Origin of the sequence: Elizabethkingia miricola, from assembly GCF_001675285.1 — a bacterium.
Taxonomy (GTDB): Bacteria; Bacteroidota; Bacteroidia; order Flavobacteriales; family Weeksellaceae; genus Elizabethkingia; species Elizabethkingia miricola.
Window position 1 is genome coordinate 23,280 of record NZ_LSGQ01000001.1, and the last position, 26,959, is coordinate 50,238.

21 protein-coding genes are annotated in these 26,959 nt (G+C 36.8%); 5 read left to right on the forward strand and 16 right to left on the reverse strand.

The genetic code is table 11. The features are described 5' to 3' along the window. Positions 1 to 62: 62 nt before the first annotated feature. The 4 genes from ATE49_RS00120 to hpt form a co-directional block, all read right to left on the reverse strand. Positions 63 to 1,337 carry a DEAD/DEAH box helicase gene (locus ATE49_RS00120; RefSeq protein ID WP_059344143.1) on the reverse strand — a complete coding sequence of 425 codons (1,275 nt, stop codon included), beginning with the start codon at positions 1,335 to 1,337 and terminating at the stop codon, positions 63 to 65. A gap of 44 nt (positions 1,338 to 1,381) precedes the next feature. Further along, positions 1,382 to 2,365 (reverse strand): GTPase ObgE, encoded by a 984-nt coding sequence (gene obgE, locus ATE49_RS00125; protein ID WP_045180224.1) that lies wholly within the window; start codon positions 2,363 to 2,365, stop codon positions 1,382 to 1,384. A gap of 70 nt (positions 2,366 to 2,435) precedes the next feature. Continuing rightward, positions 2,436 to 3,014, reverse strand: coding sequence for an adenylate kinase (locus tag ATE49_RS00130; protein ID WP_065080628.1), 579 nt, complete (start codon positions 3,012 to 3,014; stop codon positions 2,436 to 2,438). A gap of 25 nt (positions 3,015 to 3,039) precedes the next feature. Next, positions 3,040 to 3,597 carry a hypoxanthine phosphoribosyltransferase gene (gene hpt / locus ATE49_RS00135; protein WP_009085071.1) on the reverse strand — a complete coding sequence of 186 codons (558 nt, stop codon included), beginning with the start codon at positions 3,595 to 3,597 and terminating at the stop codon, positions 3,040 to 3,042. 152 nt (positions 3,598 to 3,749) lie between these two features. Between hpt and ATE49_RS00140 the strand changes: the two genes are divergently transcribed. Beyond that, positions 3,750 to 4,697, forward strand: a complete 948-nt coding sequence (locus ATE49_RS00140) for a glycerophosphodiester phosphodiesterase family protein (protein WP_065080629.1) — start codon at positions 3,750 to 3,752, stop codon at positions 4,695 to 4,697. A gap of 88 nt (positions 4,698 to 4,785) precedes the next feature. On the opposite strand, the gene ATE49_RS00145 is transcribed toward ATE49_RS00140, so the two are convergent. From ATE49_RS00145 to ATE49_RS00160, 4 genes are all read right to left on the reverse strand, one after another. Next, entirely contained in the window at positions 4,786 to 6,234 is a 1,449-nt protein-coding gene (locus ATE49_RS00145) for a TolC family protein (protein ID WP_021346601.1), read from the reverse strand. Beyond that, positions 6,215 to 9,406 (reverse strand): efflux RND transporter permease subunit, encoded by a 3,192-nt coding sequence (locus ATE49_RS00150; protein WP_065080630.1) that lies wholly within the window; start codon positions 9,404 to 9,406, stop codon positions 6,215 to 6,217. Before ATE49_RS00150 ends, ATE49_RS00145 begins: the two co-directional genes overlap by 20 nt. A gap of 20 nt (positions 9,407 to 9,426) precedes the next feature. After that, positions 9,427 to 10,509: an efflux RND transporter periplasmic adaptor subunit gene (locus ATE49_RS00155; protein WP_045180231.1), complete on the reverse strand. Its 1,083-nt coding sequence runs from the start codon at positions 10,507 to 10,509 to the stop codon at positions 9,427 to 9,429. A gap of 147 nt (positions 10,510 to 10,656) precedes the next feature. Continuing rightward, positions 10,657 to 11,049 (reverse strand): hypothetical protein, encoded by a 393-nt coding sequence (locus tag ATE49_RS00160; protein ID WP_065080631.1) that lies wholly within the window; start codon positions 11,047 to 11,049, stop codon positions 10,657 to 10,659. Between the two features lie 492 nt (positions 11,050 to 11,541). Between ATE49_RS00160 and ATE49_RS00165 the strand changes: the two genes are divergently transcribed. From ATE49_RS00165 to metQ, 3 genes are read left to right on the forward strand one after another with little or no spacing between them, the layout of a single operon-like run. Next, complete coding sequence (locus tag ATE49_RS00165; protein ID WP_065080632.1) at positions 11,542 to 12,570, forward strand: methionine ABC transporter ATP-binding protein; 1,029 nt, start codon at positions 11,542 to 11,544, stop codon at positions 12,568 to 12,570. Next, positions 12,563 to 13,219, forward strand: a complete 657-nt coding sequence (gene metI, locus ATE49_RS00170; RefSeq protein ID WP_065080633.1) for a methionine ABC transporter permease MetI — start codon at positions 12,563 to 12,565, stop codon at positions 13,217 to 13,219. Before ATE49_RS00165 ends, metI begins: the two co-directional genes overlap by 8 nt. A 10-nt stretch (positions 13,220 to 13,229) precedes the next feature. Next, positions 13,230 to 14,039, forward strand: a complete 810-nt coding sequence (metQ, locus tag ATE49_RS00175; RefSeq protein WP_065080634.1) for a methionine ABC transporter substrate-binding lipoprotein MetQ — start codon at positions 13,230 to 13,232, stop codon at positions 14,037 to 14,039. A 118-nt stretch (positions 14,040 to 14,157) separates the two neighbouring features. Here the strand turns inward: metQ and ATE49_RS00180 are convergent, their stop codons facing one another. The 5 genes from ATE49_RS00180 to ATE49_RS00200 all read right to left on the reverse strand — a co-directional run bounded on the left by ATE49_RS00180 (position 14,158) and on the right by ATE49_RS00200 (position 19,888). Then, positions 14,158 to 15,255, reverse strand: coding sequence for a DUF4861 family protein (locus tag ATE49_RS00180; protein ID WP_065080635.1), 1,098 nt, complete (start codon positions 15,253 to 15,255; stop codon positions 14,158 to 14,160). Between the two features lie 18 nt (positions 15,256 to 15,273). Continuing rightward, positions 15,274 to 16,464 (reverse strand): glycoside hydrolase family 88 protein, encoded by a 1,191-nt coding sequence (locus tag ATE49_RS00185; protein ID WP_065080636.1) that lies wholly within the window; start codon positions 16,462 to 16,464, stop codon positions 15,274 to 15,276. A 31-nt stretch (positions 16,465 to 16,495) separates the two neighbouring features. After that, positions 16,496 to 17,986, reverse strand: coding sequence for a lipopolysaccharide biosynthesis protein (locus ATE49_RS00190; protein ID WP_065080637.1), 1,491 nt, complete (start codon positions 17,984 to 17,986; stop codon positions 16,496 to 16,498). Next, complete coding sequence (locus ATE49_RS00195) at positions 17,983 to 18,777, reverse strand: FkbM family methyltransferase (RefSeq protein ID WP_065080638.1); 795 nt, start codon at positions 18,775 to 18,777, stop codon at positions 17,983 to 17,985. Before ATE49_RS00195 ends, ATE49_RS00190 begins: the two co-directional genes overlap by 4 nt. A gap of 73 nt (positions 18,778 to 18,850) precedes the next feature. Next, positions 18,851 to 19,888, reverse strand: a complete 1,038-nt coding sequence (locus tag ATE49_RS00200) for a hypothetical protein (RefSeq protein ID WP_065080639.1) — start codon at positions 19,886 to 19,888, stop codon at positions 18,851 to 18,853. A 178-nt stretch (positions 19,889 to 20,066) separates the two neighbouring features. On the opposite strand from ATE49_RS00200, the gene ATE49_RS00205 reads away from it, so the two are divergent. Continuing rightward, the gene (locus ATE49_RS00205; protein ID WP_260255529.1) at positions 20,067 to 22,244 is read left to right on the forward strand and encodes an alpha-galactosidase; all 2,178 of its coding nucleotides are present in this window, start codon (positions 20,067 to 20,069) and stop codon (positions 22,242 to 22,244) included. Between the two features lie 150 nt (positions 22,245 to 22,394). Here ATE49_RS00205 and ATE49_RS00210 read toward each other — a convergent pair whose 3' ends face one another. The 3 genes from ATE49_RS00210 to polA form a co-directional block, all read right to left on the reverse strand. After that, complete coding sequence (locus ATE49_RS00210) at positions 22,395 to 23,252, reverse strand: glycosyltransferase family 2 protein (protein WP_065080641.1); 858 nt, start codon at positions 23,250 to 23,252, stop codon at positions 22,395 to 22,397. Between the two features lie 91 nt (positions 23,253 to 23,343). After that, complete coding sequence (gene tnpA, locus ATE49_RS00215; RefSeq protein WP_065080985.1) at positions 23,344 to 23,808, reverse strand: IS200/IS605 family transposase; 465 nt, start codon at positions 23,806 to 23,808, stop codon at positions 23,344 to 23,346. Positions 23,809 to 24,057: 249 nt separating this feature from the next. After that, positions 24,058 to 26,874: a DNA polymerase I gene (gene polA, locus ATE49_RS00220; protein ID WP_065080642.1), complete on the reverse strand. Its 2,817-nt coding sequence runs from the start codon at positions 26,872 to 26,874 to the stop codon at positions 24,058 to 24,060. Positions 26,875 to 26,959: the final 85 nt, after the last annotated feature.

Consider the following 26,959-nt stretch of genomic DNA (forward strand, 5'->3'; position numbering starts at 1 on the left):
GCTATTATAAATAAAGCAGCTCTATAAATTACAGAGCTGCTTTATTATTTTATTTAAAGAAATTATTTCTTTTTCCCTCTAAAGAAAGGCTTTTTAGAAGACTTTACATTTCTTTTACTGCTGTTGTTATTATTTCCAGCATTTGAAGGTCTTGCAGAAACTGGCTTATTATTGGAGTCTCTTTTTTGTTCTACCAGATTATCTGTATGGAAAGGATGTTCTTTGTTTACAAAAATTTTCTTTCCGATCAGCTTTTCTGTATTTCTCAGATTCACTAAATCTAATCCGTCAACAAATGAGAATGATGTTCCGGAAGCTCCTGCTCTACCTGTTCTTCCGATACGGTGAACATAAGTTTCGGCTACATCCGAAAGTTCGAAATTGACAACATATTTCAGGTTATCAATATCAATTCCTCTCGCTGCAATATCAGTAGCTACAAGAATTCTTGTTTTTCCGCTTTTGAAGTTATTCAGTGCATTTTGTCTTGCATTCTGAGATTTGTTACCATGGATGGCTTCAGCAGAAATTTTAGACTGATTAAGTTTCTTCGCAATTTTATCGGCTCCGTGTTTTGTACGGGAGAAGACGATAACAGGAGATAAACTTTGATCCTGTAAGAGATGAATAAGAAGATTAATCTTATCATCTTTGTCTACGAAGAAAACAGATTGATCAATAGTGTCCGCAGTAGAAGAAACAGGTGCTACCTCTACTTTTACTGGATTTACCAATATCTCGGAAGCTAGTTTTTGTATTTCTTTAGGCATTGTTGCAGAAAGGAAAAGATTTTGTCTTTTCTCCGGCAAATGCTTTAAAATACGCTTCACATCATGAACAAACCCCATATCGAGCATTCTGTCTGCTTCATCCAGAACAAAAATATCCAGATTCTTCAGCGTAATAATTCCCTGGCTTATAAAGTCTAACAAACGCCCCGGAGTTGCCACGAGTATATCTACACCTCTTTTTAGCTTTTCTTCCTGAGCACCTTGTTTTACTCCACCGAAGATCACCATTGTTTTCAATGGCAAGTGTCTTCCATAAGCTTCGAAGTTTTCTTCTATCTGTATTGCCAGCTCTCTTGTAGGCGTTAATATCAATGCTTTTATAACACCTTTACGGTGTTTATTTTCGCTTCTTTCAGTAAGAAGCTGTAAGATAGGAATAGCAAAAGCGGCCGTTTTTCCGGTACCGGTTTGTGCACATCCTAATAGATCTTTCCCGGCAAGAATTTTCGGTATTGCCTGCTCCTGAATAGAGGTCGGAGTCTTGTAACCTTCTTCCTGCAATGCTTTGGAAATAGGTTCTATTAATTTTAAATCGTCGAAAGTCAAATATATAATTTTAAATCTTTAATGTAAACGGAAATAGACAACGATTATCCGTGCAGCATTTTCCAAATGGCATCCTTCAGCTCCATTAATCCTTCTCCTGTAACTCCTGAGAAAAATAATGGCTGGCGATTTTCCGGAAATTCAGCTGCAATTTCTGTTTTTAATTCTTCATCCAGTAAGTCTGATTTGGAAATAGAGATTAAGAAATCTTTATCCAAGAGCTCCGGATTGTATTCTTTCAATTCATTTTCAAGGATCTTAAATTCCTGAAAATGATCTTCTGAATCAGCAGGGATAAGGAATAAAAGAATAGAGTTTCTCTCTATGTGTCTTAAAAAACGATGTCCTAAACCTTTTCCTTCTGCAGCTCCCTCGATAATACCGGGGATATCTGCCATTACAAAAGATTTATAATTTCGGTAATTAACAATCCCCAAATTGGGTGTCAATGTAGTAAAGGCATAGTTAGCAATCTTTGGTTTTGCCGCAGATACAGAAGATAAAAGAGTAGATTTCCCTGCATTTGGAAAGCCTACTAATCCTACGTCTGCCAATACTTTTAGTTCAAATACGATAAAGCCTTCCTCTCCCGGAAGTCCTGGCTGTGCATATCTTGGTGTTTGGTTGGTTGCAGATTTGAAATGCTCGTTTCCTAATCCACCTTTTCCTCCTTTCATCAGAACAATTTCCTGTCCGTCTTCAAGGATTTCTCCAATCACCTCGCCTTCTTCATTCTTTGCAATTGTACCGATAGGAACCTCAATATAAATATCTTCTCCATCGGCTCCTGTAAGCTGACTTTTCCCACCGTTTTCACCACGCTGTGCTTTTACATGTCGTGTATAACGAAGGGGTAACAATGTCCATTCATTGGCATTTCCTTTCATAATTACGTGTCCTCCACGTCCTCCGTCTCCCCCGTCAGGACCTCCTTTCGGGATATATTTTTCTCTGCGGAGATGGGCAGAACCTGCACCTCCGTGACCTGATTGACAATGAATTTTTACGTAATCTACAAAATTGGACATATATTTAGTTCTTGGTTTACAGTTATTAGTTTACAGTTGATAAAATCAACCGTAAACCAGCAACTGATAGCTATTTTATTTTATCTACCTCAGCAAAAAGCTTATTCGAAATTTCATCAATTTCTCCTACACCATTTACTTCGATATATTTACCTTGCTTTTTATACAATTCTGCAACTTCCGCAGTTTTAGTATAATATTCTTTGATACGGTTGCGAATAATATCTTCATTGCTATCATCCGTTCTTCCGCTTGTTTCACCTCTCTTTAGTAATCTTTCTACCAGGATCTCATCATCTACTATTAAAGAAAGACAAATATCGATAGGGTGATTTAATTCTTCTTCTACAATTTGTTCCAGAGCCTCAGTCTGTGCAGCAGTTCTTGGAAAACCATCGAAGATAAATCCTGCAGCATCTGTAGGCTTCTTTAGCTCGTCAATAAGCATATCAATGGTTACCTGATCCGGCACTAATTCGCCTTTGTCAATATATGACTTTGCCAGTTTTCCAAGTTCCGTGTCGTTTTTCATATTGAAACGGAACAAGTCTCCTGTGGAAACCTGTTTCAGGTTGTATTTTTTTATTAAGTTCTGAGCTTGTGTACCTTTTCCACTCCCTGGAGGGCCAAATAATACAAGATTAATCATTTTACTTTTTTATTTAGATTCTTTATTACTTATCATTAATTTTCCCATCCTCCAAATGGTAAAGATCCTTCAGGTTTCTTCCAAGTTCATCATAATCCAGTCCGTAACCTAATACAAACTTGTTAGGAATCTCTTTCCCGATGTAATCAATTTTAAATTGTTTGGTATAAACTTCTGGCTTTAAAAGAAGGCTTGCCAGCTTTACAGACTTTGGTCTTTGTGTATTTTTAAAGTACTCGAACAGGGCTTCAATAGTATTTCCTGTATCTACGATATCTTCAACAAGGATGATATGACGATCTTTAATATCTTTTGTCAGATCCATTTTCTTGTATACAATACCTGTAGATTGTGTCCCGGCATAAGAGCTTACCTGAAGAAATGCAATCTCACAATTTCCCGGATAATGTTTCATTAAATCAGAGAAAAACATGAATACTCCGTTAAGTACTCCAACAAAGACAGGAACTTCGTCTTTATAATCTTCGTAAATTTTAAGAGCTACATCTTTAACAATTTCTTGTAATTCTTCGTCCTTCAGATAGGGTACGAATGTTTTGTCGTGAACCTTTATTTTTTCCATAAGTTTCAAAACGCAAAGATACGTTTTTTCATTTTTTTTCCTCCCTTTTTTACCATGAAAAGCATTTCATATAAATATATTAAAAACTTAACACACCCGTAATCAGGTAATAATCAGTGATTTCATAATTTCGAAAAATTTAATTTTAATTTATGAAAAGTTTATTTTTTGCAGGAATTCTCTGTATGGCTGCACAGCTAAATTATGCGCAATCTTTTGATAAACAGGCTCACAGAGGTGGAAAATCACTATATCCTGAAAATACGATACCAGCTATGAAAAATGCCCTAAAAATGGGGATTACAACACTGGAAATGGATTTAGCAATTACCAAAGACAGAAAAGTTATCCTTTCTCATGACTCTTTCCTCTCTCCTGAACTTGTTACAAAACCTAACGGCGAATACATTCCAAAAGACTCCGGTTTTTATTATAAAATCTATGATATGCCTTATGCAAAGATTCGGACTTATGATGTAGGTATGAAAAAACTTGAACGTTATCCGGATCAGAAGAAAATGAAAGTACAAAAACCTTTATTCTCTGCAGTAGTAGATTCTTGCGAAAGCTATGCTCGTGAATTAAAAAGGCCTCTCCCCTTTTATAATATAGAAACTAAAACACGTCCGTTTTCCGATAATATATTCCATCCCGAGCCAAAAGAATTTATAGATCTTATGATGAAAATTATTCTGGAAAAAGGTATTCAGGACAGAGTTATCATTCAGTCTTTTGATCCCAGAACTTTAGAAATTATCCATAAAAAGTATCCTAAAATAATGACGGCCCTGCTTGTAGAAAAAGTAGATGACAAAAAAATTGCTCAGCAGCGGGCTAACTTTCAGAATATTCCTGTAGAAAAGTTCAAGCAATATCCTAATCACCTTAATGGCCTAAAAGGAGATATGAAGTTTCTAAGCTTTACCCCTACTATTTACAGCCCGGATCAAAGCCTTGTAACTCCAGAGTTGGTAAAGGAATGTCATACCTTAGGAATGAAAGTAATTCCATGGACAGTAAATTCAAAAGAAAGATTACAGGAACTGCAAAAAATGGGTATAGACGGCCTTATAAGTGATGACCCAAGGATTTTTGAATAAAGTCAATTCAGTCAAAAGAAACTATAATAAAACCCCGATATTAATCGGGGTTCCAAACCTAATAAGGTTAAATAAATAATTATTAAAGTTACTTCCAACCTCCACCTAAACTTTTGTAGATATCTACAACTGTGCTTAGCTGCTGTTGTTTGGCATCAATTAGTTCCAGTTTGGCATCCAGTGCATCTCTCTGATTTAGTAAAACTTCCAGATAATCTGCACGCGAGTTTTTAAATAACTGATTTGCAATGCCTGTAGCTTCTTCTAATGCATGGTTTTCCTGAGATTTAAGTTTATAAAACTCATCAATATTCTTAACCTTAGACATTAGATTAGCAACATCTAAATAGGCATTCAGAATAGTTTTATCATATTCGTACAATGCCTGAATTTGTCTTGCATCCGCTGCCTGGAAATTTGCCTTAATAGCACTTTTATTGATAAGCGGTCCTGCCAGTTCTCCTACCAGATTGTAAGCAATAGATTCCGGCATTTTCACTAGATAAGAAGGCTTAAATGCTTCCAAACCTAATGCTGCTGAAATATTCAGTGAAGGATAAAACTCTTTTCTGGCAGCCTGCACATCAAGCTTTGCCGCTTTTAATTCTAATTCCGCTTGCTTAATATCCGGACGGTTCGCCAGTAGCTGCGAAGGAATTCCGGTATATACAGTCTGAGGAATGGTTGACATAAAGCTCTCTTTAGTTCTTACAATAGCCTGTGGATATCTTCCCAAAAGTGCGTTTATCTCATTTTCTTTCTCTGTTATATCCTGGCGGATTGTATACTCCGACGCTCTGGATTTTGCTAGCTCTGCTTCAAACTTCTTTACAGCCAGTTCGGTTGTTGCAGATGCCTGTTTCTGAATTTTCGAGATTTCCAAAGCCCGCTCCTGAAGCTTAATATATTCTCTGGTAATATCTAACTGATTATCCAGTGCCAATAATTCGTAATAGCTGTCTGCCACTTCCTCTATAAGACTGGAAAGAACAAAGTTCTTCCCTTCTACTGTAGAAAGATAATGTGCAATTGCAGATTCCTTTTCTGTTCTTAGCTTCTTCCAGATATCAACTTCCCAACTTGCTGTAATGCCACCTGCAAAATTCCCCAACGGATCTGGCATTTTTCTTCCCGGTTCTATCTCTGTTGTGGCATCCCCCGCACCTTCACTCGTATAACGTCCTGCTTTTTTCAGTCCTGCATTTACACCCGCAGAAACTGTCGGGTTCAGCATTCCTTTCTTAGCCAATACACCGCTTTTAGCAATTTCTATCTGCTGAAATGTAATTAATAAATCCTGGTTATTCTTTAACGCAGTCTCTATAAGACTCACCAGATTCGGGTCAGTAAAAAACTGTCTCCATGGAGTTGTACCGCTATTGTTACCAGAGTCTTCTGTTTCTTGTTGATTGAAATTCTGAGGCAGGTTATTTTTTACCTCATCTTTTACTACTGTTACCATTGGCGCTTTACAGCTTGCTAAAACCAGCGATACAGCAATGGCGCTAATAATACTTTTAGTCTTCAAATTTTCCATCGTGTTGATAAGGTTCTGTTTGTTCGGTTAATGGATTTTCTTCTTCATATTTTGCCAGTTTCGATTTATCTGCAATCGTACCGAAGATATAGTACAGACCAGGAATAATCATCAATCCGAAGATTGTTCCGATTAACATTCCTCCGGCTGCAGCTGTACCAATAGTACGGTTTCCTACCGCTCCCGGCCCTGTTGCTATTACCAACGGTATCAATCCGGCAATAAATGCAAATGAAGTCATCAAAATTGGACGGAAACGGATCGCTGCTCCTTGAATTGCCGCCTGTGCCACAGGAATTCCTTCCTCAGCTCTTTTTTGTACAGCAAATTCCACAATCAGTACGGCATTCTTTCCTAAAAGACCAATAAGCATAACCATCGCTACCTGTGCATATATATTATTTTCTAATCCCATAAGCTTCAGACATAGGAAAGCACCGAAAATACCTACAGGTAATGATAGTATAACCGGTAAAGGAAGAATAAAACTTTCATATTGTGCAGAAAGGATCAGATATACAAAGCCCAGACATACCAGGAATACAAATACAGCTTCATTTCCTCTGCTTACCTCATCCTTGGAAATACCTGCCCAGTCGATACCAAAGCCTCTAGGTAATGTTTTATCAGCAACTTCCTGTATAGCCTTAATAGCCTGTCCACTACTGTACCCAGGTGCCGGCGTTCCGCTGACCTGTGCCGAGTTGTACATGTTATGTCTTGTCATTTCAGAGAGCCCATATACTTTTTCCAGTTTCATGAAATCTGAATAAGGAACCATCTGATCTTTATCGTTTTTCACATATAGCTTTAACAGATCACTCGGCAATGCGCGGTATTGCGGCCCTGCCTGAACAATTACTTTATAAGGTCTGTCGAAACGTATAAAACTTGTTTCGTAATTGGAACCAATTAAGGTAGAAAGGTTATCCATTGCTTTTTCAATAGTCACACCTTTTTGTTCAGCAAGATCGTTGTCTACCCTTAACATATACTGCGGGAAACTTGCCGAATAAAATGTAAATGCAGAACCCAGTTCCGGACGCTTTTTCAGTTCCTTTACAAAGTCATTACTTACCTGCTCCATTTTATGATAATCACCACTTCCGGCTTTGTCCAGTAAACGGAGTTCAAAACCTCCGGCTGCACCATATCCCGGTACTGAAGGTGGTTGGAAGAATTCAATATTGGCACCCGGAATATTTTTAGCCTTTTCTTCAAGCTTCTCAATAATCTCTGCGGCGGATTCTGTACGTTCATCCCAACTTTTCAGGTTGATAAGACAAGTTCCTGAATTGGATCCCGTTCCTTCTGTCAGGATTTCATAACCGGCGAGCGAAGAAACAGACTGTACACCGTCAATATCTTCTGACTCTTTCAGAAGCTGCCTTGCCACCTGATTGGTTCTCTCCAATGTAGATCCAGGCGGTGTCTGTATAATAGCATAAATCATCCCCTGGTCTTCACTCGGAATAAAACCAGACGGAAGTGAGTTACTCAAGAAATAGGTACATGCACAGAAAGCTAATAAAAGCGGCAGCGTAATCATTTTTTTAGTAACCGTCTTATTAAGTGTCTTTTCATATTTCCCTGCTCCCTTTGTAAATATATTGTTGAATTTATCCAGGAAGATTGTAACAGGAGTTTTCTTCTTTGCTTTTCCGTGATTATTTTTCAGAATAAGTGCACATAATGCCGGGGTAAGCGTTAAAGCCACAATCCCTGAAAGGATAATAGAAGATGCCATAGTAATAGAGAACTGACGGTAGAATACACCTACAGGTCCAGACATAAATGCAATCGGAATAAACACCGATGCCATAACCAACGTAATAGCTATAATAGCCCCGCTTATTTCGTGCATCGCTTCTTCAGTCGCTTTCAATGGAGAGAGGTTCTTTTCTTCCATCTTGGCATGGACGGCTTCTATAACTACAATAGCATCATCTACCACTACCCCGATTGCCATTACCAAGGCAAAAAGGGAAATCATGTTTAGTGTAATACCAAAGGCCGACATTACGGCAAAAGTTCCGACAAGTGAAACCGGAACCGCAAGTGCCGGAATCAGTGTTGAACGCCAGTCTCCAAGGAAAAGGAATACAACAATTGCAACCAGTATAAATGCTTCGAATAAAGTATGTATAACTTTTTCCATAGAAGCATCCAGGAATCTGGAAACGTCATAACTGATCTCATAATGCATTCCCTTCGGGAAAGTATTTTTCTCGAGATCCGCCATTAGTGCTTTTACGTTCTTAATAACATCACTTGCATTGGATCCATATGACTGCTTAACCGTAATTGCAGCAGATGGTTTTCCGTTTAGTGTAGAATAAATATCATACATGGAACTTCCGAACTCGATATCTGCAACATCTTTTAACCTTACAGATTCTCCATTTGGCTTTGCTTTTAATATGATATTCCCATAATCCTTTTCATTGTTAAAACGCCCCGGATATTTCAGTACATATTCAAATGACTGCGCTCGTTTTCCGGAACTCTCCCCTGTTTTACCGGGAGAAGCTTCTAAACTCTGCTCATTCAGCGATTCCATTACTTCGTCGGCAGAAATATTGTAAGCTGTTAGCCTGTCTGGTTTCAGCCAGATACGCATTGCATATTCACGGGTTCCCAAGATATCTGCAAATCCTACTCCGCCAATCCTTCTTAATTCAGACATTACATTGATATCTGCATAGTTGAAAAGGAATTTCTGATCTGCTTTCGGATCATCACTATACAGGTTAATATACATCAACATATTAGGCTCCTCACGGGTAATCTTTACCCCTTCACGCACTACTAATGGCGGAAGTTTGTTTACCACAGAAGATACACGGTTCTGTACATTTACTGCGGCAACATTGGGATCCGTACCCAAATCGAATACGATCTGAATAGCAGCTTCACCATCATTACCAGCATTGGATGACATATACTTCATCCCCGGAACTCCGTTAAGTCCTCTTTCTAACGGAATAATTACTGATTTAATTAATAGTTCGTTGTTTGCTCCTGGATATTCCGCTGTAATATTTACTTTGGGCGGAGATATAGACGGGAACTGTGTCACCGGAAGTTTCACAAGTGACAGTATCCCTAAAAATACAATAATCAATGAGATTACAATAGACAGAACAGGTCTGCGAATGAATTTCTTAAACATACTACTTCATTTTAGAGCTCCTACTCTGCTTTTAATTTCAATGATTTGATTACTTTCAACGGATCCTGGAATTTTACTTTCAGTTTCTGATCGTCTTTTACTTTCTGAACTCCTTCTAACAGGATTTTATCTCCGGCAGAAATTCCCGAACCTACAATGTACAGGTCAGGAAGTTCATACAATACTTTTATATTTCTTGACTTTGCAACTCCATTTTTATCGATCACAAAAACGTACTTCTGATCCTGAATTTCATAAGTAGATTTCTGAGGAATAATTAAAGCATTATGAACAGGCATTGTCATCTGAACTTTTCCTGTTTCTCCATTTCTCAGAAGTTTATTTGGATTAAGGAATTTTGCACGGAAAGCAATATTTCCGGTCTCGTTATTAAATTCTCCTTCTATAGTCTGGATTTCACCTTTCTCAGGAAAAATCTCACCATTTGCCATAATCAGATTTACCAACTGACTTCCTCTGTCACTTGCATGTGTCTGGTAGCTTAAATATTCAGGTTCAGATACATTAAAGTAGGTATAGATACTGGTATTATCAGATAAAGAAGTTAAAAGATCACCTTCATTGATAAGACTTCCTAACTTTAGCGGAAGTCTGTTTATTATACCAGAAAATGGTGCTTTAATATCTGTAAATGACAAGTGAATCTGCGCCAGCTTAACTTCAGCATTGGCAGCATCCAGTTTAGCTTTTGCCATTGCTCTTTCATTTTTGGAAACGATATTGTTATTGGCCAAAGTGCTTGCATTCTGTAACTCAATTGTTGCCTGTTGTGCTTCAGCTTTTGCTTTTAATAATTCTGCATGATAAACCTGAGGCATAATTCTGAACAGAGTTTGTCCTGCATGCACATATTGTCCTTCATCTACATAAATCTTCTCAAGAAATCCTTTTTCCTGAGCCCGGACTTCAATATTTTTCACTGACTGAATCTGAGCAACATATTCTTTGTTAATCACTGTGTCCTTCACTATTGGAGAAGTCACAGGGTAAATAGCTGCTTCTTCTTTTTCTTCTTTTTTCTTATTACAGCCAATGGCCAACAGGAGTATGCTTAGTGCAATGCCTGAGGTAACTCTTTTCATCATAATTTTCAGAGCTTATAAATCGTTAATGTTTTAAACGGAAATAAAATGGTAATAAAGAATATTATAAAGTGTCCATTACCAAAAACACATTACAAAATGCTTCATGTTCTAAAACAGAGCAGAAGTCAATCGGAAAAAGGATGTTTAAATTCTGATGGAACGAATCAGAATGAATCTTTTAATTGTAGAAAGATTTACAACAAAGTTGTATACAGCAATATTTCGCCGTTTATGTCCCAATAGCCCTAACAGGCATATAAAACTAAATACACTGGCTAATACGATAACTGTCTGAATATCTGCAGAAAACTGAAAGTCGTTTTCGCTAAGTTCTAAAGGACTATTATTTCCAGTATCATCAGAAGACTGTTGAATTGAAAACTTCTCATAGGTCTGATTCAGATGATTAGCCTTTTTAGGAAGGTGACGATGAGAATGTGCTAATTTGCAGTTTTGAAATGTTCTTACATGAAGCCTACTCTCCACTACAAAGAGTAAAAACAGCCCCGTCAGTAAAAACACTAAAAAGTTTCTCATTTTAAAGCCGCAAATGTACACTTAGATTTATAAATAACCAACACTGATTAACAAAGTTTAACGCTTGAGGTAAAAAAATGCAAATTCTAATCAATTATTGCACAACAAAAGAACATTTCTTAATCATTCTAAGTCAGCAGCTAAATATTGTTCACCCCTGTCATTAAATAGTTTTGTTAGCTTCAGAAATATGAATAAAAATTAAAATAATAAATTCTATCAAATTACTAGGATATTAAAAAAAGATATTTATATTTGCATCAGAAATTATTCTGAAAACAAATCTATAACAAAATAAAAATGGACAGAATTATCATCAGAAAGAGCAATTGCAAAAGTAAAAAAGTAACCATGATAATGTGTTACCAAATGGCTATGCCATTCTCTATCGTATCGGGTGATTAAAGATGTCAGAAAAACAGATCTATAATGAATCCACCGATGCTTTCGGCGGATTTTTTTATTAAATAGAAGCAATTAAAACTGAAATCAGTGATCACAATTAAAAATATATCCAAAACATTTGTACAGAAAAAAAAGCAGTTTAAAGCCCTGGATAATATAAGTCTGGAAGTTGGACAAGGAGATATAACAGGAATTATAGGCTTTTCAGGAGCAGGAAAAAGTACACTTATACGCTGTATAAATCTCTTGGAAAAACCAGATGAAGGAGAGGTTATTGTAAACGGAATCAATTTATTAAAACTAAGCTCTAAACAACTGGCAGAACAGAGAAAAAAGATAGGAATGATTTTTCAGCATTTCAATCTTCTTTCCTCCAGAACAGTTTTTGATAACGTTGCACTGCCACTTGAACTGGATCATGTAAACAAAACAGAAATTAATAAGAAGGTAAATGAACTTCTGAGAATAGTAGGTCTTGAAGATAAAGCGAATGATTATCCCAAAAGTCTTTCTGGCGGACAAAAGCAACGTGTGGCTATTGCAAGGGCGCTGGCAAATGATCCTTTCCTTCTGTTATGCGATGAAGCAACAAGCTCCCTTGACCCTGCGACTACACAGTCTATTCTGCAACTATTACAGGATATTAATAAACGTCTGGGGATTACTATTTTACTGATTACTCATGAAATGGAAGTTATAAAATCAATATGCAATCATGTTGCCGTAATAGACAAAGGAAAATTAGTTACCAAAGGTACTCTGGATGAAATAATATCTGATAAAGAACACCCTATCATAAAACAATTTATAACATTTAAAACAATGAATATACCGCAATCAATAAGTAAGAGATTACAGGAAGAAGCTGCAGCGGGATTGTTCCCGTTAATAGAAATTGAGCTGAACGGCAATATACCGTTCGAAGAATTATTGTCAGTCGTTTATAGCGATTACAAGATCCCCTATAAACTTATCACCGCAGATGTTGAGTATATGGGCAAAGCAAATTTCGGGAAAATGTTATTACACCTTCAGGGCAATAATGAGGAAAATACAAAAGCTATCCAGTATTTCAATCAGAATAATATTCAAAATACCATAAAGGGATATGCTTGATCAGATTACGCTTTCATTACTCTTAAAAGGACTTTGGGAAACTATTTTCATGACAATAGTTTCAGGATTTTTTGGATTTCTGCTAGGCTTACCTTTAGGCATAGTGCTATTCCTTACCAGAAAAGGTCAGCTGCTTGAAAATAATTTTTATAATCGTTTTCTCTCTGTTCTGGTTAATGTATTCCGGTCTATTCCCTTTATCATACTCATTGTATGGATGATTCCTTTTACAAGAGTACTGGTAGGAACTTCCATAGGAATTTGGGCTGCGCTTGTTCCACTAAGTATTGGTTGTGCTCCGTTTATTGCAAGACTGGTAGAGAACAGTCTTCTTGAAGTTCCAAATGGATTGATAGAAACAGCAAGAGCTCTTGGCGCAAGTCCACAGCAAATTATCAGCAAGGTTTTGCTTCCTGAAGCTTTACCTTCGTTAATTAACAATGCTACAATTACACTGATAACATTAGTAGGCTACTCTGCAATGGGCGGAGCTGTAGGTGCCGGGGGACTGGGACAGGTTGGCTATCAATATGGTTATATAGGCTATAACGCTGTTATTATGAACACTGTATTATTATTACTCATAGCTCTGGTATTCATTATTCAGTTTACAGGAGACAGACTTTCAAAAAAATTCAATCATAGATAAAATCAAGAGAATGAAAAGATTTACACTTCTAAGTTTAATTACTATAGCCTTATTATTTTTATATTCCTGCACAAATGCTAAAAAAGACAATCCTAACTATATTAAAGTAGGCATTGCCTCTGGCCCTGAAAGAGATTTAGCCGAAGCTGCAAAAAAAGAAGCGAAAGAGAAATACAATCTGGATGTAGAACTGGTTGCTTTCACGGAATATGTCTTACCGAATGAGGCATTAAACAATGGTGATCTTGATGCAAATGCGTTTCAGCATGTTCCATATCTAAACGAACAGTCTAAACAACGGGGTTATAAACTGGCTGTTGTAGGGAAAACCTTTGTATTCCCTATCGTAGCGTATTCTAAAAAAATAAAAAACATTGCTGAGCTGCAAAATGGTAGTACTGTTGTTATCCCAAATGATCCAACTAATGGCGGACGTTCGTTATTACTACTACAAAAAAACGGATTACTAAAACTGAAAGACAATGTTGGGCTACTGCCAAAAGTAACCGATATAACTGAAAACCCAAAGCAGCTAAAAATTGTAGAAATAGAAGCACCGCAGCTTCCAAGAGTATTGGATGATAAGGATGTTACAATAGCTGTAATCAATAACAATTTTGCAGCACAGGCAGGATTGGATCCGGAAAAAAATGGATTACTAAAGGAAGATATAGAATCTGCCTATATGAACGTAATTGTTGCAAGAGAGGATAATAAAGACTCTGAAAAAGTAAAAAACTTTGTAAAAGCATATCAGTCTAAAGCCGTAGAACAAGCCGCTGAAAAAGCATTTAAAGGTGGCGCTATAAAAGGCTGGTAACAATATACTATATCTATAAGCTGCTTTTTTGTTTAACCAAAATCAGTTAGTTTATAATATAATGTTTTATTTATTTGGTGAAAGAAAGGTCAGAAGAATTCTTCTGACCTTTCGATTTTTACATTTTAGTAACCTTTACAGGATTTATAGATTTATTAGCAAACTGCTCTAAGTATTTTACCCAACTTTCATTATTGGTGATCAGCCCTGCTTTACTCCATACAGCACCACTGTAAAATGTGAACTTCTGATTATTCTTTAGTACAACCTTTTCTCCTAAATGCTTCAGGGTGTTCTGAATCTTTACTTTAGAACCCGGGAAGATTACTGCTGTTCCAACAATACCTTCTTTAGAATCTTCCGGCCAGTAAGCTGCAATATGTTTGGTGTCATCCACTGTCTTTTCACCTTTTCCATCCCAATGTACAAGACCTGCAAATACAGGAAGTGCAGACTGTCCACCAAATGTGTATGTAACCTCAACTTTATTGAGCTGAGATCCGGCATCAAGGCTTACTTTTTTTACTGCCGAAATTTTATATCCATCTACATTTACTTCCGGATATTCTAACTGAAAAGTAAATCTAAGCGGTCCTTTTTCCGTTATCTTATAACTTTGATAATTTCCTAAATAGGTAAATTTATCCCCGATAAATGGTAATATATCCCCCGCTCCAAGAGAGCTTCCAACATGGAAAAAGTCTAATCCGTCACCATTATCTTTATGGTAGTTGTTGAGCTTATACCATTCATCTAATATCAGTCTGTTAGTACGCTTCGACCAGGCATCCATACCCCAAGCATTCTGATTGGGAACTTTCTCCAAAGATTTACCATACATACGGAAAGCAATTTTATCGTTTTCCCATGCAAAATCGTCATATCTTTCCGGAACAAAGCGCCCGTAAACCTTAGCTTCATTCTGAGATGGATTCCCTTCTGTGAAAATTATCTGTTTTTTTTCATTAGGCTTAAAGTCTGCCTGTAACAGCAACTTCCCGTCTGACAGCCACTGATATGGAATCTCTGTCTGATTGCTTTTAACAACAAATGTTTTATTTTTTATTCCCGCTACTGTAGCTGCAGAAACTTCAACCGATTGCTGCTTTCTCTCAACGGCAAGCCCATTGGTTAATTGCAACTTTAGCAGTGGCTTTGTCTGCGCAAAAGTCAGTACTCCTGCAAAGCCTATTGTCAATAATGTAAATGATTTCATTTTATAATCTGCAAGGTTCTACAAATACCAGTCTTTATAACGCTTCAAAGCTTCAAGGAAGTAATAATCTGCATATACCAAAGGAACATCTATCTCTGATTTCAATGGTAATGCTCCAGTGCTATGCATAAGCAGGAAACCTCCATTTTCGCCAAGTTTAGCTCTGTAAGCCGGACTGGAAAGGTTAATTAATATCTGCTCTGCATTATCAAGATATTTTTGACGTTCTTTTCCTTTTGTATATTGTCCCAGTTCCAGGAAGGCAGATGCCATAAGTGCTGCTGCAGAAGCATCGCGTGGTGCATTCGGGATATCCGGGGCATTAAAATCCCAATATGGAATTTTATCTTTTGGCAAATTCGGGTTTGTCAGAATGAAATTGGCAATTTTGTTGGCAAAATCCAAATACTTTGGATCTTTAGTAAAACGATACATCATCGTATAACCATATAATCCCCAAGATTGTCCACGAGACCATGCAGACTCATCAGAATAGCCCTGCCAGGTTTTTTTCTTTATAACTTCACCTGTATTCAGATCATAATCCAGTACGTGATAAGAACTGTAATCCGGGCGATAGTGATTCTTCATTGTCGTATTGGAGTGTGTAACTGCAATTTCCTGGTATTTTTTATCACCTCCGTTTTGGCTTACCCAGTTCAACATTTCAAGATTCATCATGTTATCGATAATCACCGGACAGTCGAATCTTGCATTTTTATTCCATGACTGGATTGCATGGATAGAGGGTCTGTAACGGGTAGATAATGCTTCTGCAGAATTAAAGATAATTTTTTTGTATTCAGGATTTTTGGTAATTCTATATGCATTGCCAAAACTACAATACATCATAAAACCCAGATCGTGGTTTCCTGTAAAAGTCTGATTGGGTTCAATAATTTTCAGAACTCTTTCCGCTTCTTTCAGCATTACAGGATCCTTAGTCTCCTCATATACATAGAGCAAAGATCCCGGGTAAAACCCCGTACACCACCAGGTTCTTTCATAGTTCACTACTTTACCACTTTTAGCGTCGTAAGTCTGTGGAACTTTGTCATCGGGAAGCCCTTTCATAAGATATTTGAACTGCTGGTCTGCAAATTTAAAATTTTCAGTTACCAGCTTGCCCATCTGCGCCTTTCGTGACTGTGCGCCAAGGCCAAATGCCATTATGGCAAAAGCCATAATTGTCGTTTTTTTAAGAATCATGCGTTATTGTTTTTAGTTTAGCGCAATTTACTTAAAATTTTGAAATACTCTTAAAGAAATCTCGGTTTAAATATTTATCCAATGAAACAATCTTCATATAATGATTTGCAACACCTATTAAAAGAAGCACCACAGCCGGTTTATAGAAAAGATTAAACAGATTGGAACTTGTATTAGGCATCAGGATAACCATGGAAACAACCAGGAAACACAGTACTAAAGCATACAGCATCTCTATAGAAAAAGGATGTACTTTAAATTTCCAGTAATTGAAAACAATTTTAGCTATATTATATAAAGCCAGCGATATAGTTGTGGCCAATGCTACTCCTGCAAGCCCCATATTGGTATATTTAAGGAAATAAAAATTCAGTCCTATATTAATTACGGCCAAAAATAATGTTACTACAATATTGTAACGGTAGTATCTGGACATGGATATAATCTGTCCGTTAAAACCTGTTGCAAGATCGAACATTAATCCTATACCGGTAATCCATAAAACTGGTTCTGCAGCACGTAATTCAAATCCATTCTGTATTAGATGTGTCAGATATGGATAGCCGACCAGTACACAGGAAAATAATACTAATCCCAGAAATAGTAAAGACAAAGATGTTTTCTGATGAAATACATTCAGCTCATCCATTTCATTATTTTCCAAATGTTTGTTGATCATGGGTGCTGAAATATTGTACAGCCCCATCTGAGGAATGGTAAGAACTGAAGTAACAGCAATTACAATTCCGTATACTCCATTATCTTTAAAATCCATATAACTGGATATCATAACACTGGAAATACGCAGGGAAAGATAGTTTCCAATATTGCCAAGAAAGCCGTAAAATCCATAGTTGAGTACTTCCTTCCAGAAATTGTCTTTTTTAATATAATCCATCGAGAAATCTGGTTTGAACTTCTCAAGTTTATTCAGGTATATATGATAGCCTATAAGTGCCAGAACAAAAACGCCCAAAAAGAAAAGCATTGAAGGCTTCTCCGGTACATCCATATAGAAGAATAAAACGAAAGCTCCAAGATTAGCTATTTTAGGAAAAATATTCTCGAAGATATTGGGAACAACGATTCTTTTGTAATTTGATATATACTTATTATAGACCTGGCTAACCGCCAGAATCAGAATCATAGGAATAATAATAGCTTTATATCTCCAGAATTTCTCAAACAGTTCCCAGCTTTTCAGATCAGGTCTGATCATATTGACCAGGAGTAAAAGTAAAGTAAACAGTAAGAAATTCAGCACTACCATCAAAAGCGACAAGCTAAATAAATTTTGCTGTTTTCCGTCCTTTTGGGTATATAAAAAGAATTTTACATTGGCATATGATAATCCAAATACAATGAACGGAAGTACAATTTCTGCAGCTGATAAAATATACCTAAGCTTTCCGTAATAATCCATATCAAGTGGAAATACGAAAATTGCAGAAAGGGTTCCCAGCAGAAAACCTAAATATCCGACTATGGAGTACTTAAAACTCTGTCTTGCTACAACACTCATCTTTTAGGCAGGAAAATTATATTGTTAATATACCGCTGCTTATCCTTTTCATTGTATTCACTTTGCTGCATACATACATTCTCAGTTAAAGGTACAAGTTTAAAACTTGTACGATCAAGGTAATGGGCATTGTATCCGTAACGTTCGAAATAATGAATATAATCCCATATAGGTCTTTTATGATGTCTCTGTTCAATTTCTATCATCAATACAGGTTTCAGACGAAGAATTGTATCTATCATTCCGGCAACTGTATAGGTTTCATTTCCTTCGACATCTATTTTTATAAAATCAATACGGTCGATAACATTTTTCTCGGCCCAGTCATCCAGCCTCTTTACTGTAACCGTCCTGGTAATCGTCTTTTTTTCACCTTCTTCTTTCAGCTCAGTTTGTAATGTTCCGCGTGCCGCATTGCTGTGCCCTTTTATTACGGGTATTTTAAACTGTGCTTTTGTATTTTTATTAGAAAGTGCGTATGATGAAATATTCACCTTCGGAAAAAGTCTTTTCAGACGTTTAAAAAGTAGAGGATTGGGTTCGAAAGCATAAATATTTTCCGGTTTCAGATGTCCCTCCAACATATATATATAAGCTCCTACATTAGCTCCTACATCAAAGAAAACTGCATCTTTCGGGAGAAATTCTCTTATCCATATCAGCTCCGGCTCCACACCTCTTTCCAAAACATTCTGCAGGCTGATATTATTCAGTTTCTTAAAAAACCTTTGTTTGTAATACGAAGGCGAGAGATACATTAAATTTTCTGCTAGTCGGCTGTACAAACTCATTTTAAGAAATATTTAACAAATATAACAGAATTCGTTTTTATTTTCAAATTCTTTATAAAAGTTTTAGAAAAAATCAAAGATTGCTCAGCAAATATTCCAGCTTCCTGCGGACAAGACTTATTTCGAAGCTGTCGAAGTCGTAATGCTTATTTTTTATTTCAGAGATTTGTTTCTCAATATCTCTTTTTTCTTTAAAGATAAAGGAATAGCTCGCAGAATAGCTTTTAGGGAAAATTGCAGGCTTTGCATATTTAATTGCATCACCTATATTTCCGGACATCTTTGTCTTTCCATAAATTTCCGGAATCCCAAAGAATTTAGTTTCTTTTTGTATAGGACACCACAACACTTCTGCAGTCTGCATCTTTTTCTCAAACTCTTCATGAGAAACTCTGGAATCATAGTATTCAATGTCAACATGATCCGGCAGATTCTGCGATAGTCTTTTCAGCTTATCCAGCTCTTTTCCTTCTGCTCGTCCTAAAAAGCTAAAGGTAAAATTTCCGCGAAAGTATTTTATTTTATTAAATATTCTTTTATAATTCCTTCTGTGCTGGTCTACAGTTCCCGGTATTGCAACCAGATTAGGCTGAATCTTCTGCTCAGAATGTTTTGTATATAATAAAGGCAGCCATCTTAATTCATATGGATATTGTAACTCATCGATATTTTCATCAAGGATGAATAACGATCTGGCTTCATTATAGAGTTTGTCTTTCTTCATCAGCCCCTCTTTCAACCATAACTTTATCCTGAACGGACGGTCCTGTTTAAAAATATTCCTGAAAATATCGGCTTTGGAAGCTTTAATAAAATTGAGATTATGTGCTATAATGAAGGTTGGATAGTTTCTTGCCACTTCTTCAAAAACATTAAAATAGCGATGTGCTGTTCCTATAATTACTGCATCAAATTTCCGCCCGTCCAATTCTTTTAAGAGTGTTGCCGCTTCTGCATGAATCACATGACTCCCCTTTTCATTTATTCTGTCTAGTATTTTTTGGGAAAAGAAATATTCTACATGTAAATATTGGGAATCTCTTGTAAGCTCTATAAAATTAATGGCGAGTTCAGCGTGGGTATCCAGTTCAATGTAGGCAATGTTCTTCAATACGTATTAGTTTAATAGACAAAATTAAGAAATTGCTTTATTTAATAGCATTATTTTTTTCAGGATATTTATCATTTCCTGAGATATACTTGTCTATTATTTAAAATCTAAACACACATAGATATATTTTATTTATCTTTATTCAAAATAACCATAGACTTCATAAATATAAAATCACATGAGAACACTCTGTTCATTCATTATTGGCTGCATGTTTCCCTGCTTCGGATGGCTGCAGGCACAGGACAAAACACCTACGATTGTAATCTCTACACAGAATACAGCATTAGTCTATACAGCAAATGTGAAAAAACAACTCACACAGCTTTATTTCGGTCAGGCACTAGCCAATACTTCCGATTACACTCTAAAAAAGCCAAGCAACCTACCGGCCATCATTACTCAGGGGTCAGGACCGGTTCGTGAACCATCGCTTGGGGTACTTCATGCAGATAATAATCCGTCACTGGAACTCCAGTATATTAATCACAATACCAAAACCGAAGGCAATATTCAGACGACACAAATTCAGCTTAAAGATCCACAATATCCTTTCTACGTCACTTTAAATTTTAAAGCTTATAAAAATGAAAATGTTATTGAGCAATGGGCAGAAATTAAGCATCAGGAGAAAAAGGCTGTCATCTTAAAACATTTTACATCTGCTTTTCTTCAGTTGTCTTCAAAAAATTATTACCTGACTCATTTCTTTGGAGACTGGGCCAATGAAGTGCGTATGGAGGAAGTTCCTTTACCTGAAGGAATTCATCATATAGAATCTAAACTGGGAACACGTGCAACCAATTTCGACTTACCTTCTTTCATGCTTTCTGTAGATCAGCCAGCTGGTGAAGAGAACGGAAAGGTGCTCGCAGGTACCCTTGCCTGGAGTGGTAATTTTAGACTAGGCTTTGAAAATATCAGATATAGTGAGGATTTCGGTAATCTGTTACAGATTTTACCAGGTATCAATAATTATGCTTCTGAATATACACTGGTACCGAATACTACTTTTACAACACCTTCTTTCATCTATACTTATTCCTATTCCGGAAAGGGGCAAGCTTCCCGAAACCTGCACCAATGGGCTACCAACTATGGTATATATAAGGGTAAAGAAAATAAATCGACCTTACTAAACAACTGGGAAGCTACTTATTTTAAATTCGACGAACAAAAGCTAACCAGTCTTTTGGGAGATGCACAAAATCTTGGAGTAGATGTATTCCTTCTGGATGATGGCTGGTTTGGGAATAAATATCCAAGAAACAATGATGATGCCGGCCTTGGTGATTGGGAAGTAAACAAGAAAAAGCTTCCAAATGGCCTCCCCTTCTTTGTAAAAGAGGCCAAAAAGCACAATGTAAAGTTTGGAATATGGGTGGAACCTGAAATGGTGAATCCCAAAAGCGAACTCTATGAAAAACATCCCGATTGGATTCTGAAACTGCCAAACAGAGATGAAAATCTAAGAAGAACCCAGTTAGTTCTGGATTTATCCAACCCTAAAGTACAGGAACATGTTTTTAAAGTAGTAGATAATATTCTCCAGGAGAACCCTGATATCGCTTATATCAAATGGGATTGTAACCGCTATATGACCAATGCTTTTTCGGATTATCTGAAAGACAAACAAAATAACCTCTATATCGACTATACCCTTGGACTTTATAAAGTTCTGGAGCGCATCCGTCAGAAATACCCGGATACAGAACTAATGTGGTGTAGTGGTGGTGGCGGCCGTGCAGAATATGGAGGATTGAAATACACGAATGAATTCTGGCCAAGTGATAATACTGATCCATTACAACGGATATTTATTCAGTATGGATATTCATACTTCTTCCCTATGGGAATCCAGTGTGCACACGTAACCAGCTGGGGGAAACAGCCCTTAAAATTCAAGCTGGATGTTGCTATGAGCGGCAAATTGGGATTTGATATACGAATTGAGGAAATGAATCCGGAGGAATTGAAGTTATCTCAGAATGCATTGAAAAATTATAAAAATTTACAGGATATAATTAATACCGGTGATATGTACCGGTTAATTGCTCCTTATAACAATCATTATGCCGCATGGATGCTTACTGATAAAGCTAAAAATAAAGCGGTGCTCTACACATACAATCTGCATCCTCAACTAGGTGATTACTTCGCCCCAATACAATTCCAGGGACTTGATCCTAATAAAAATTATGTATTAAAAGAACTAAATTTGGAAAATGAAAACAAACCTCAGCTTCCACAAAACGGAAAGTCTTTCTCTGGAGATTATTTAATGAAGATTGGACTTCCATGGTTTCTTAATGGCAGTCTGAAAAGCAGTGTTATTGAACTCACAGCAATTAATTAATACAACATCAATATTTAAGAAGCCTTGTCAAGATTCAATTCTGACAAGGCTTTATTTTTTCTACAGTAGATTGTTTTCTTTATGACACCTTGCTTTTAAGTAAGCAGATCATTTAATAAGGTTCTAACTTCTAACTTTGTACCTATAGTTCTATTTTCTCCGAAGCATCTGGTTCCAGCGGAGACCTCTAATATATGCAATTTCCTGAGGTGAGAGTACTCGCTCAGTATTCTGCTTCATAAAGCTCTTCATAGTAATAAGAAATTCTGATAAGGATTTATTTTTCAGTGATGATTTGGCTGAAGAAACAAAAGCCAATGGAAAATTCAGTCCAATGTTATAAAAATACTGCCCAAGCTTTTCAGCTTTCTGCTTTTTGTATTTATAGGCTGTAGGACGCAGATGTTTTACCCAGATATCTTTTATTGTAATGACTTCCCAGCCGTGCATCTGTGCCAACATAACATCTATATTGTCCCAACCTAATACAGGGCGCAGACCATTCATATCTTTAAAACATGCTACCCTATAAGATTTTATTGGACCACGCACATGGTTTTTGGAAGAGAGATTTTCGAATGTCCATTCTCCATTCTTCTCAATATATACCAAACCAGAAACCATTCCGGATTTTGGTTTTTCTTTATAGACACTGCTAACCTTTTCTAAATAGTTTTCCGGAAATATAATATCGGCATCGAATTTACAAACGATATCATAATCATCCAGCTCTATACCTTCCAGCCCTTTATTAAAAGTCCTTACCACTTTTGCACCCGGCTGATGTTCAGATTTAGGCAGGCTATGAAGCGTAAACATAGAAACCTGAGCTCTATTCAGTTTGGTATTTTCTATGAAATGCTCAACAAGAACTTTGGTATTATCTGTAGAACCATCATTAATAACAACACACGAAAAGTCCTGAAAAGACTGTTTCCTCAGTGACTCTAAACACTGTAAAACGTTCTCTTCTTCATTATGTGTCGGGATTACAATAAGAAATTTCATGTAGTAAAAATAATTTAATTAGAATCGGCTTCTGTAAAAGCCATATCTCTGTAGATTATAATGATTAAAATTCGGAATATTTCAAAGGAGGTCACTCGAAAAAATCAAATAAATATTCATCTTTATAATCGATTTCAAATTGTGTTAAAAGTTCAATATACTCTTCTCTAAAACTTTTTTTCTGATGATGGATTTTCTGATTCAAAATATAATCGGACACATTCTTTATCTGATTTTTTGAATATGAAAAAGCTCCATACCCTTCCTGCCACAAGAATTTACCCTGACAAAGCCTATTTTCATTAATAAAATTAGTTGTTTCTACTTTGACGGTTTTTACCAAATCAGGAATCGAGATTTTTAAATCTTTATAAGAAAATAAAATATGAATATGATCCGGATTTGCATAAATGGAAATTACCTTTTGGCCTTTGTTACTAAAAATCCCACAGATGTACTTCTCAACTTCATCTTTGATTGATTCAGAAAGAAGATTTTCTCTGAATTTTGTTGCAAAGACCAACTGAATATATATTTGTGAATATGTATTAGCCATTTCTATATTTTTCAGATAGTATTCCTCCGGAATACCCAATTATATTTCACGTCTTATTTACACAGATAATGCTCCTCCGGAGCTTTTTTAATATTTTTCTTTCTCTTTAATAAAATCTCATCATCAATAATAAGATAATTATAATAAAGAAAGGTTCCTTTAGGAACCATATCTCTGTAGATTATGATTATTAATACCTTCGGCGCTTCGGAGAAGCGCTATCTCATTCCATTAAAATTAACCAATCTCTTAGTGTGCTTCCAGCCAGTTATCTCCCACTCCTACTTCCACCACCAACGGAACTTTTGTAGGGTATGCGCTTTCCATTTCGGTTTTGATAAGATTTGATGCCTTTTCAATTTCACTTACCGGAGATTCAAATACCAATTCATCATGTACCTGAAGCAGCATTTTGGTATTCATTTTCTTTTCGTCCAACTGTTGGTCTATTCTGATCATTGCCAGTTTTATAATATCAGCAGCACTTCCCTGTATCGGTGCATTTACAGCATTACGTTCCGCATGGCCACGTACAACAAAATTATTGGAGTTAATATCAGTAAGGTGGCGTTTTCTCCCTAGAATAGTTTCTACATAACCTAGATCACGTGCTTTTTTCACCTGCTCGTCCATATACTCACGAAGCCTCGGATAAGTTTCATAATAAGCATCGATCATCGCTTTTGCTTCTGAACGGGAAAGTCCGGTTTGCTCTGCTAAAGCAAAAGCTCCCTGACCATATATAATTCCGAAGTTTACGGTCTTTGCCTGGCTTCTTTGTATTTTAGAAACTTCTTCAAGTGGGATTTTAAATAATTTAGCTGCCGTAGAAGCATGAATATCTGCTCCCTGATTAAAAGCTTCCAACATGTTATTCTCTCCACTTATCTCAGCAATTAATCTCAATTCTATCTGAGAGTAATCGGCGGAGATCAGCTTTTTCCCTTCTCCGGCAACGAAAGCACCACGAATCTGCTGGCCACGAAGTGTACGGATCGGAATATTCTGTAAGTTTGGATTAACACTTGCTAAACGTCCGGTAGCAGCAGTAGTCTGTGAAAAATTGGTATGTACTCTGTTGTCAAAAGCATCAATCTGTGTAGGTAAAGCATCTACATAGGTAGATTTCAGCTTTTGCAACTGACGGTATTCTAATATATGTTTAATAATTTCATGCTTAGAAGCCAGTTTTTGCAGGATATCTTCAGAAGTTGCATATTGTCCGGTTTTGGTTTTTTTAGCCTTTGGATCAAGCTGCATTTTTTCAAATAAAATATCCCCTAACTGACGTGGAGAGTTCATATTAAACTCCTCACCGGAAAGTCCAAATATTTCCTGTTCCAATTTCTTAAGGTCGCTTTCCAAATCTACGCTTTCCTGTGCCAGCCAGTCTTTATCCAACGAAACTCCAGCAAGCTCCATACGTGCTAAAACATTTACCAACGGCATTTCTACCTCAGTAAAAAGTTTCTCCAGATTTTCAGATTTCAACTGCGGGGCAAACAACTCATATAGCTGAAAAGTAACATCAGCATCTTCTGCTGCATAAGCTGTTTGTTCAGCAACACTCACATCTCTTAATGTGCCTTGCTTTTTACCTTTTTTCCCGATTAGAGTTTCAATAGAAACCGGTATATAATCCAGATACATTTCGGACAGATAGTCCATTCCATGACGCCCGTCCGGACTTAGCAGGTAATGAGCAATCATTGTATCGAAAAGTTTCCCCTTTACCTCAACACCTTGCTGATGAAGAACCTTATAGTCGAACTTCAGATTATGCGCAATCTTTATCTGGTCTTCTTTCTCGAAAACCGGACGCATAATATCCAAAAGAACCTGTGCTTCCTGCTTATCTTCCGGCATCGGAATATAATAGGCTAAACCTTTTTTATACGAGAAAGAAACACCAATTAGCTGTGCTTCCAACTCATTCAGAGAAGTCGTTTCTGTATCGAAGGCTAATGCAGGTTTTTCTAAAAGATTTCTTACCAATACCGAAAGTGCTTTTGGTGAATCTATATACTGATATATATGATCATTGGTCTTAATATCTTTCTTGGAAGAAGTTGCTGCATCCAGCTCGTCAAAACTCGAGAATAAATTAAGCTGCTCTGCCTGTGGTGAAACTTTCTTTACGGTCTCTTCAGCCGTTGCCTGCGCTGGTTCTCCTTTCGGAGCAAAAGCACGGTACATATTTTCATATAATCTACGGAACTCCAGTTCCTCGAATATTTCTTTTACTTTTTCAAAATCCGGTGCTTCCAGATCGTATTGCTCCTGATGGAAATCTATTGGAGCATCGATCATAATAGTTGCCAATTTTTTAGAGAGTATACCTCTTTCCGCACTTGCTTCTACTTTTTCTTTCAGCTTCCCTTTCAAATCAGCTGTATTCGCCAAAAGATTTTCTATGCTACCATAATCCTGCAGGAACTTTTTAGCTGTTTTTTCACCAACGCCTTCCAGCCCCGGGATGTTATCTACACTATCCCCCATCATTGCCAGGAAATCAATTACCTGTTTTGGATCCTGAATATCATACTTCGCTTTTACTTCTTCTACACCAAGGATTTCGATATCCCCTCCCTTCATTCCGGGCTTGTATATTTTCACATGATCTGTTACAAGCTGGGCAAAATCCTTGTCCGGTGTCACCATGTATACATTATAGCCTTCTTTCTCTGCTTTATAAGAAAGTGTACCAATAACATCATCGGCTTCATAACCTTCTACCCCAAGAATAGGAATATGCATCGCTTCCAGAATCTGATGGATGTACGGAACGGCAATTTTAATAGCCTCCGGTGTTTCGGAACGATTGGCTTTGTATTCTTCAAAGTCATCATGACGCAGGGTTTTACCTCCCACATCAAATACAACAGCAAGATGTGTTGGCTTTTCTCTTTTTATAAGCTCTATTAATGAATTAGTAAATCCAAAGATTGCAGAGGTATTCATCCCCTTGCTTGTTAATCTTGGGCTTCTGATTAAAGCATAATATCCACGGAAAATCATTGCGTAGGCATCGATAAGAAAGAGCCTTTTGTCTTGTGTTGCATCCATAAAACAAAGATAAGAAATAGTTACTAGTCTTCGGTTAAGAGTTATCAGTTTGGTATAATACATTGGATCCTATTTTCTGAGTATG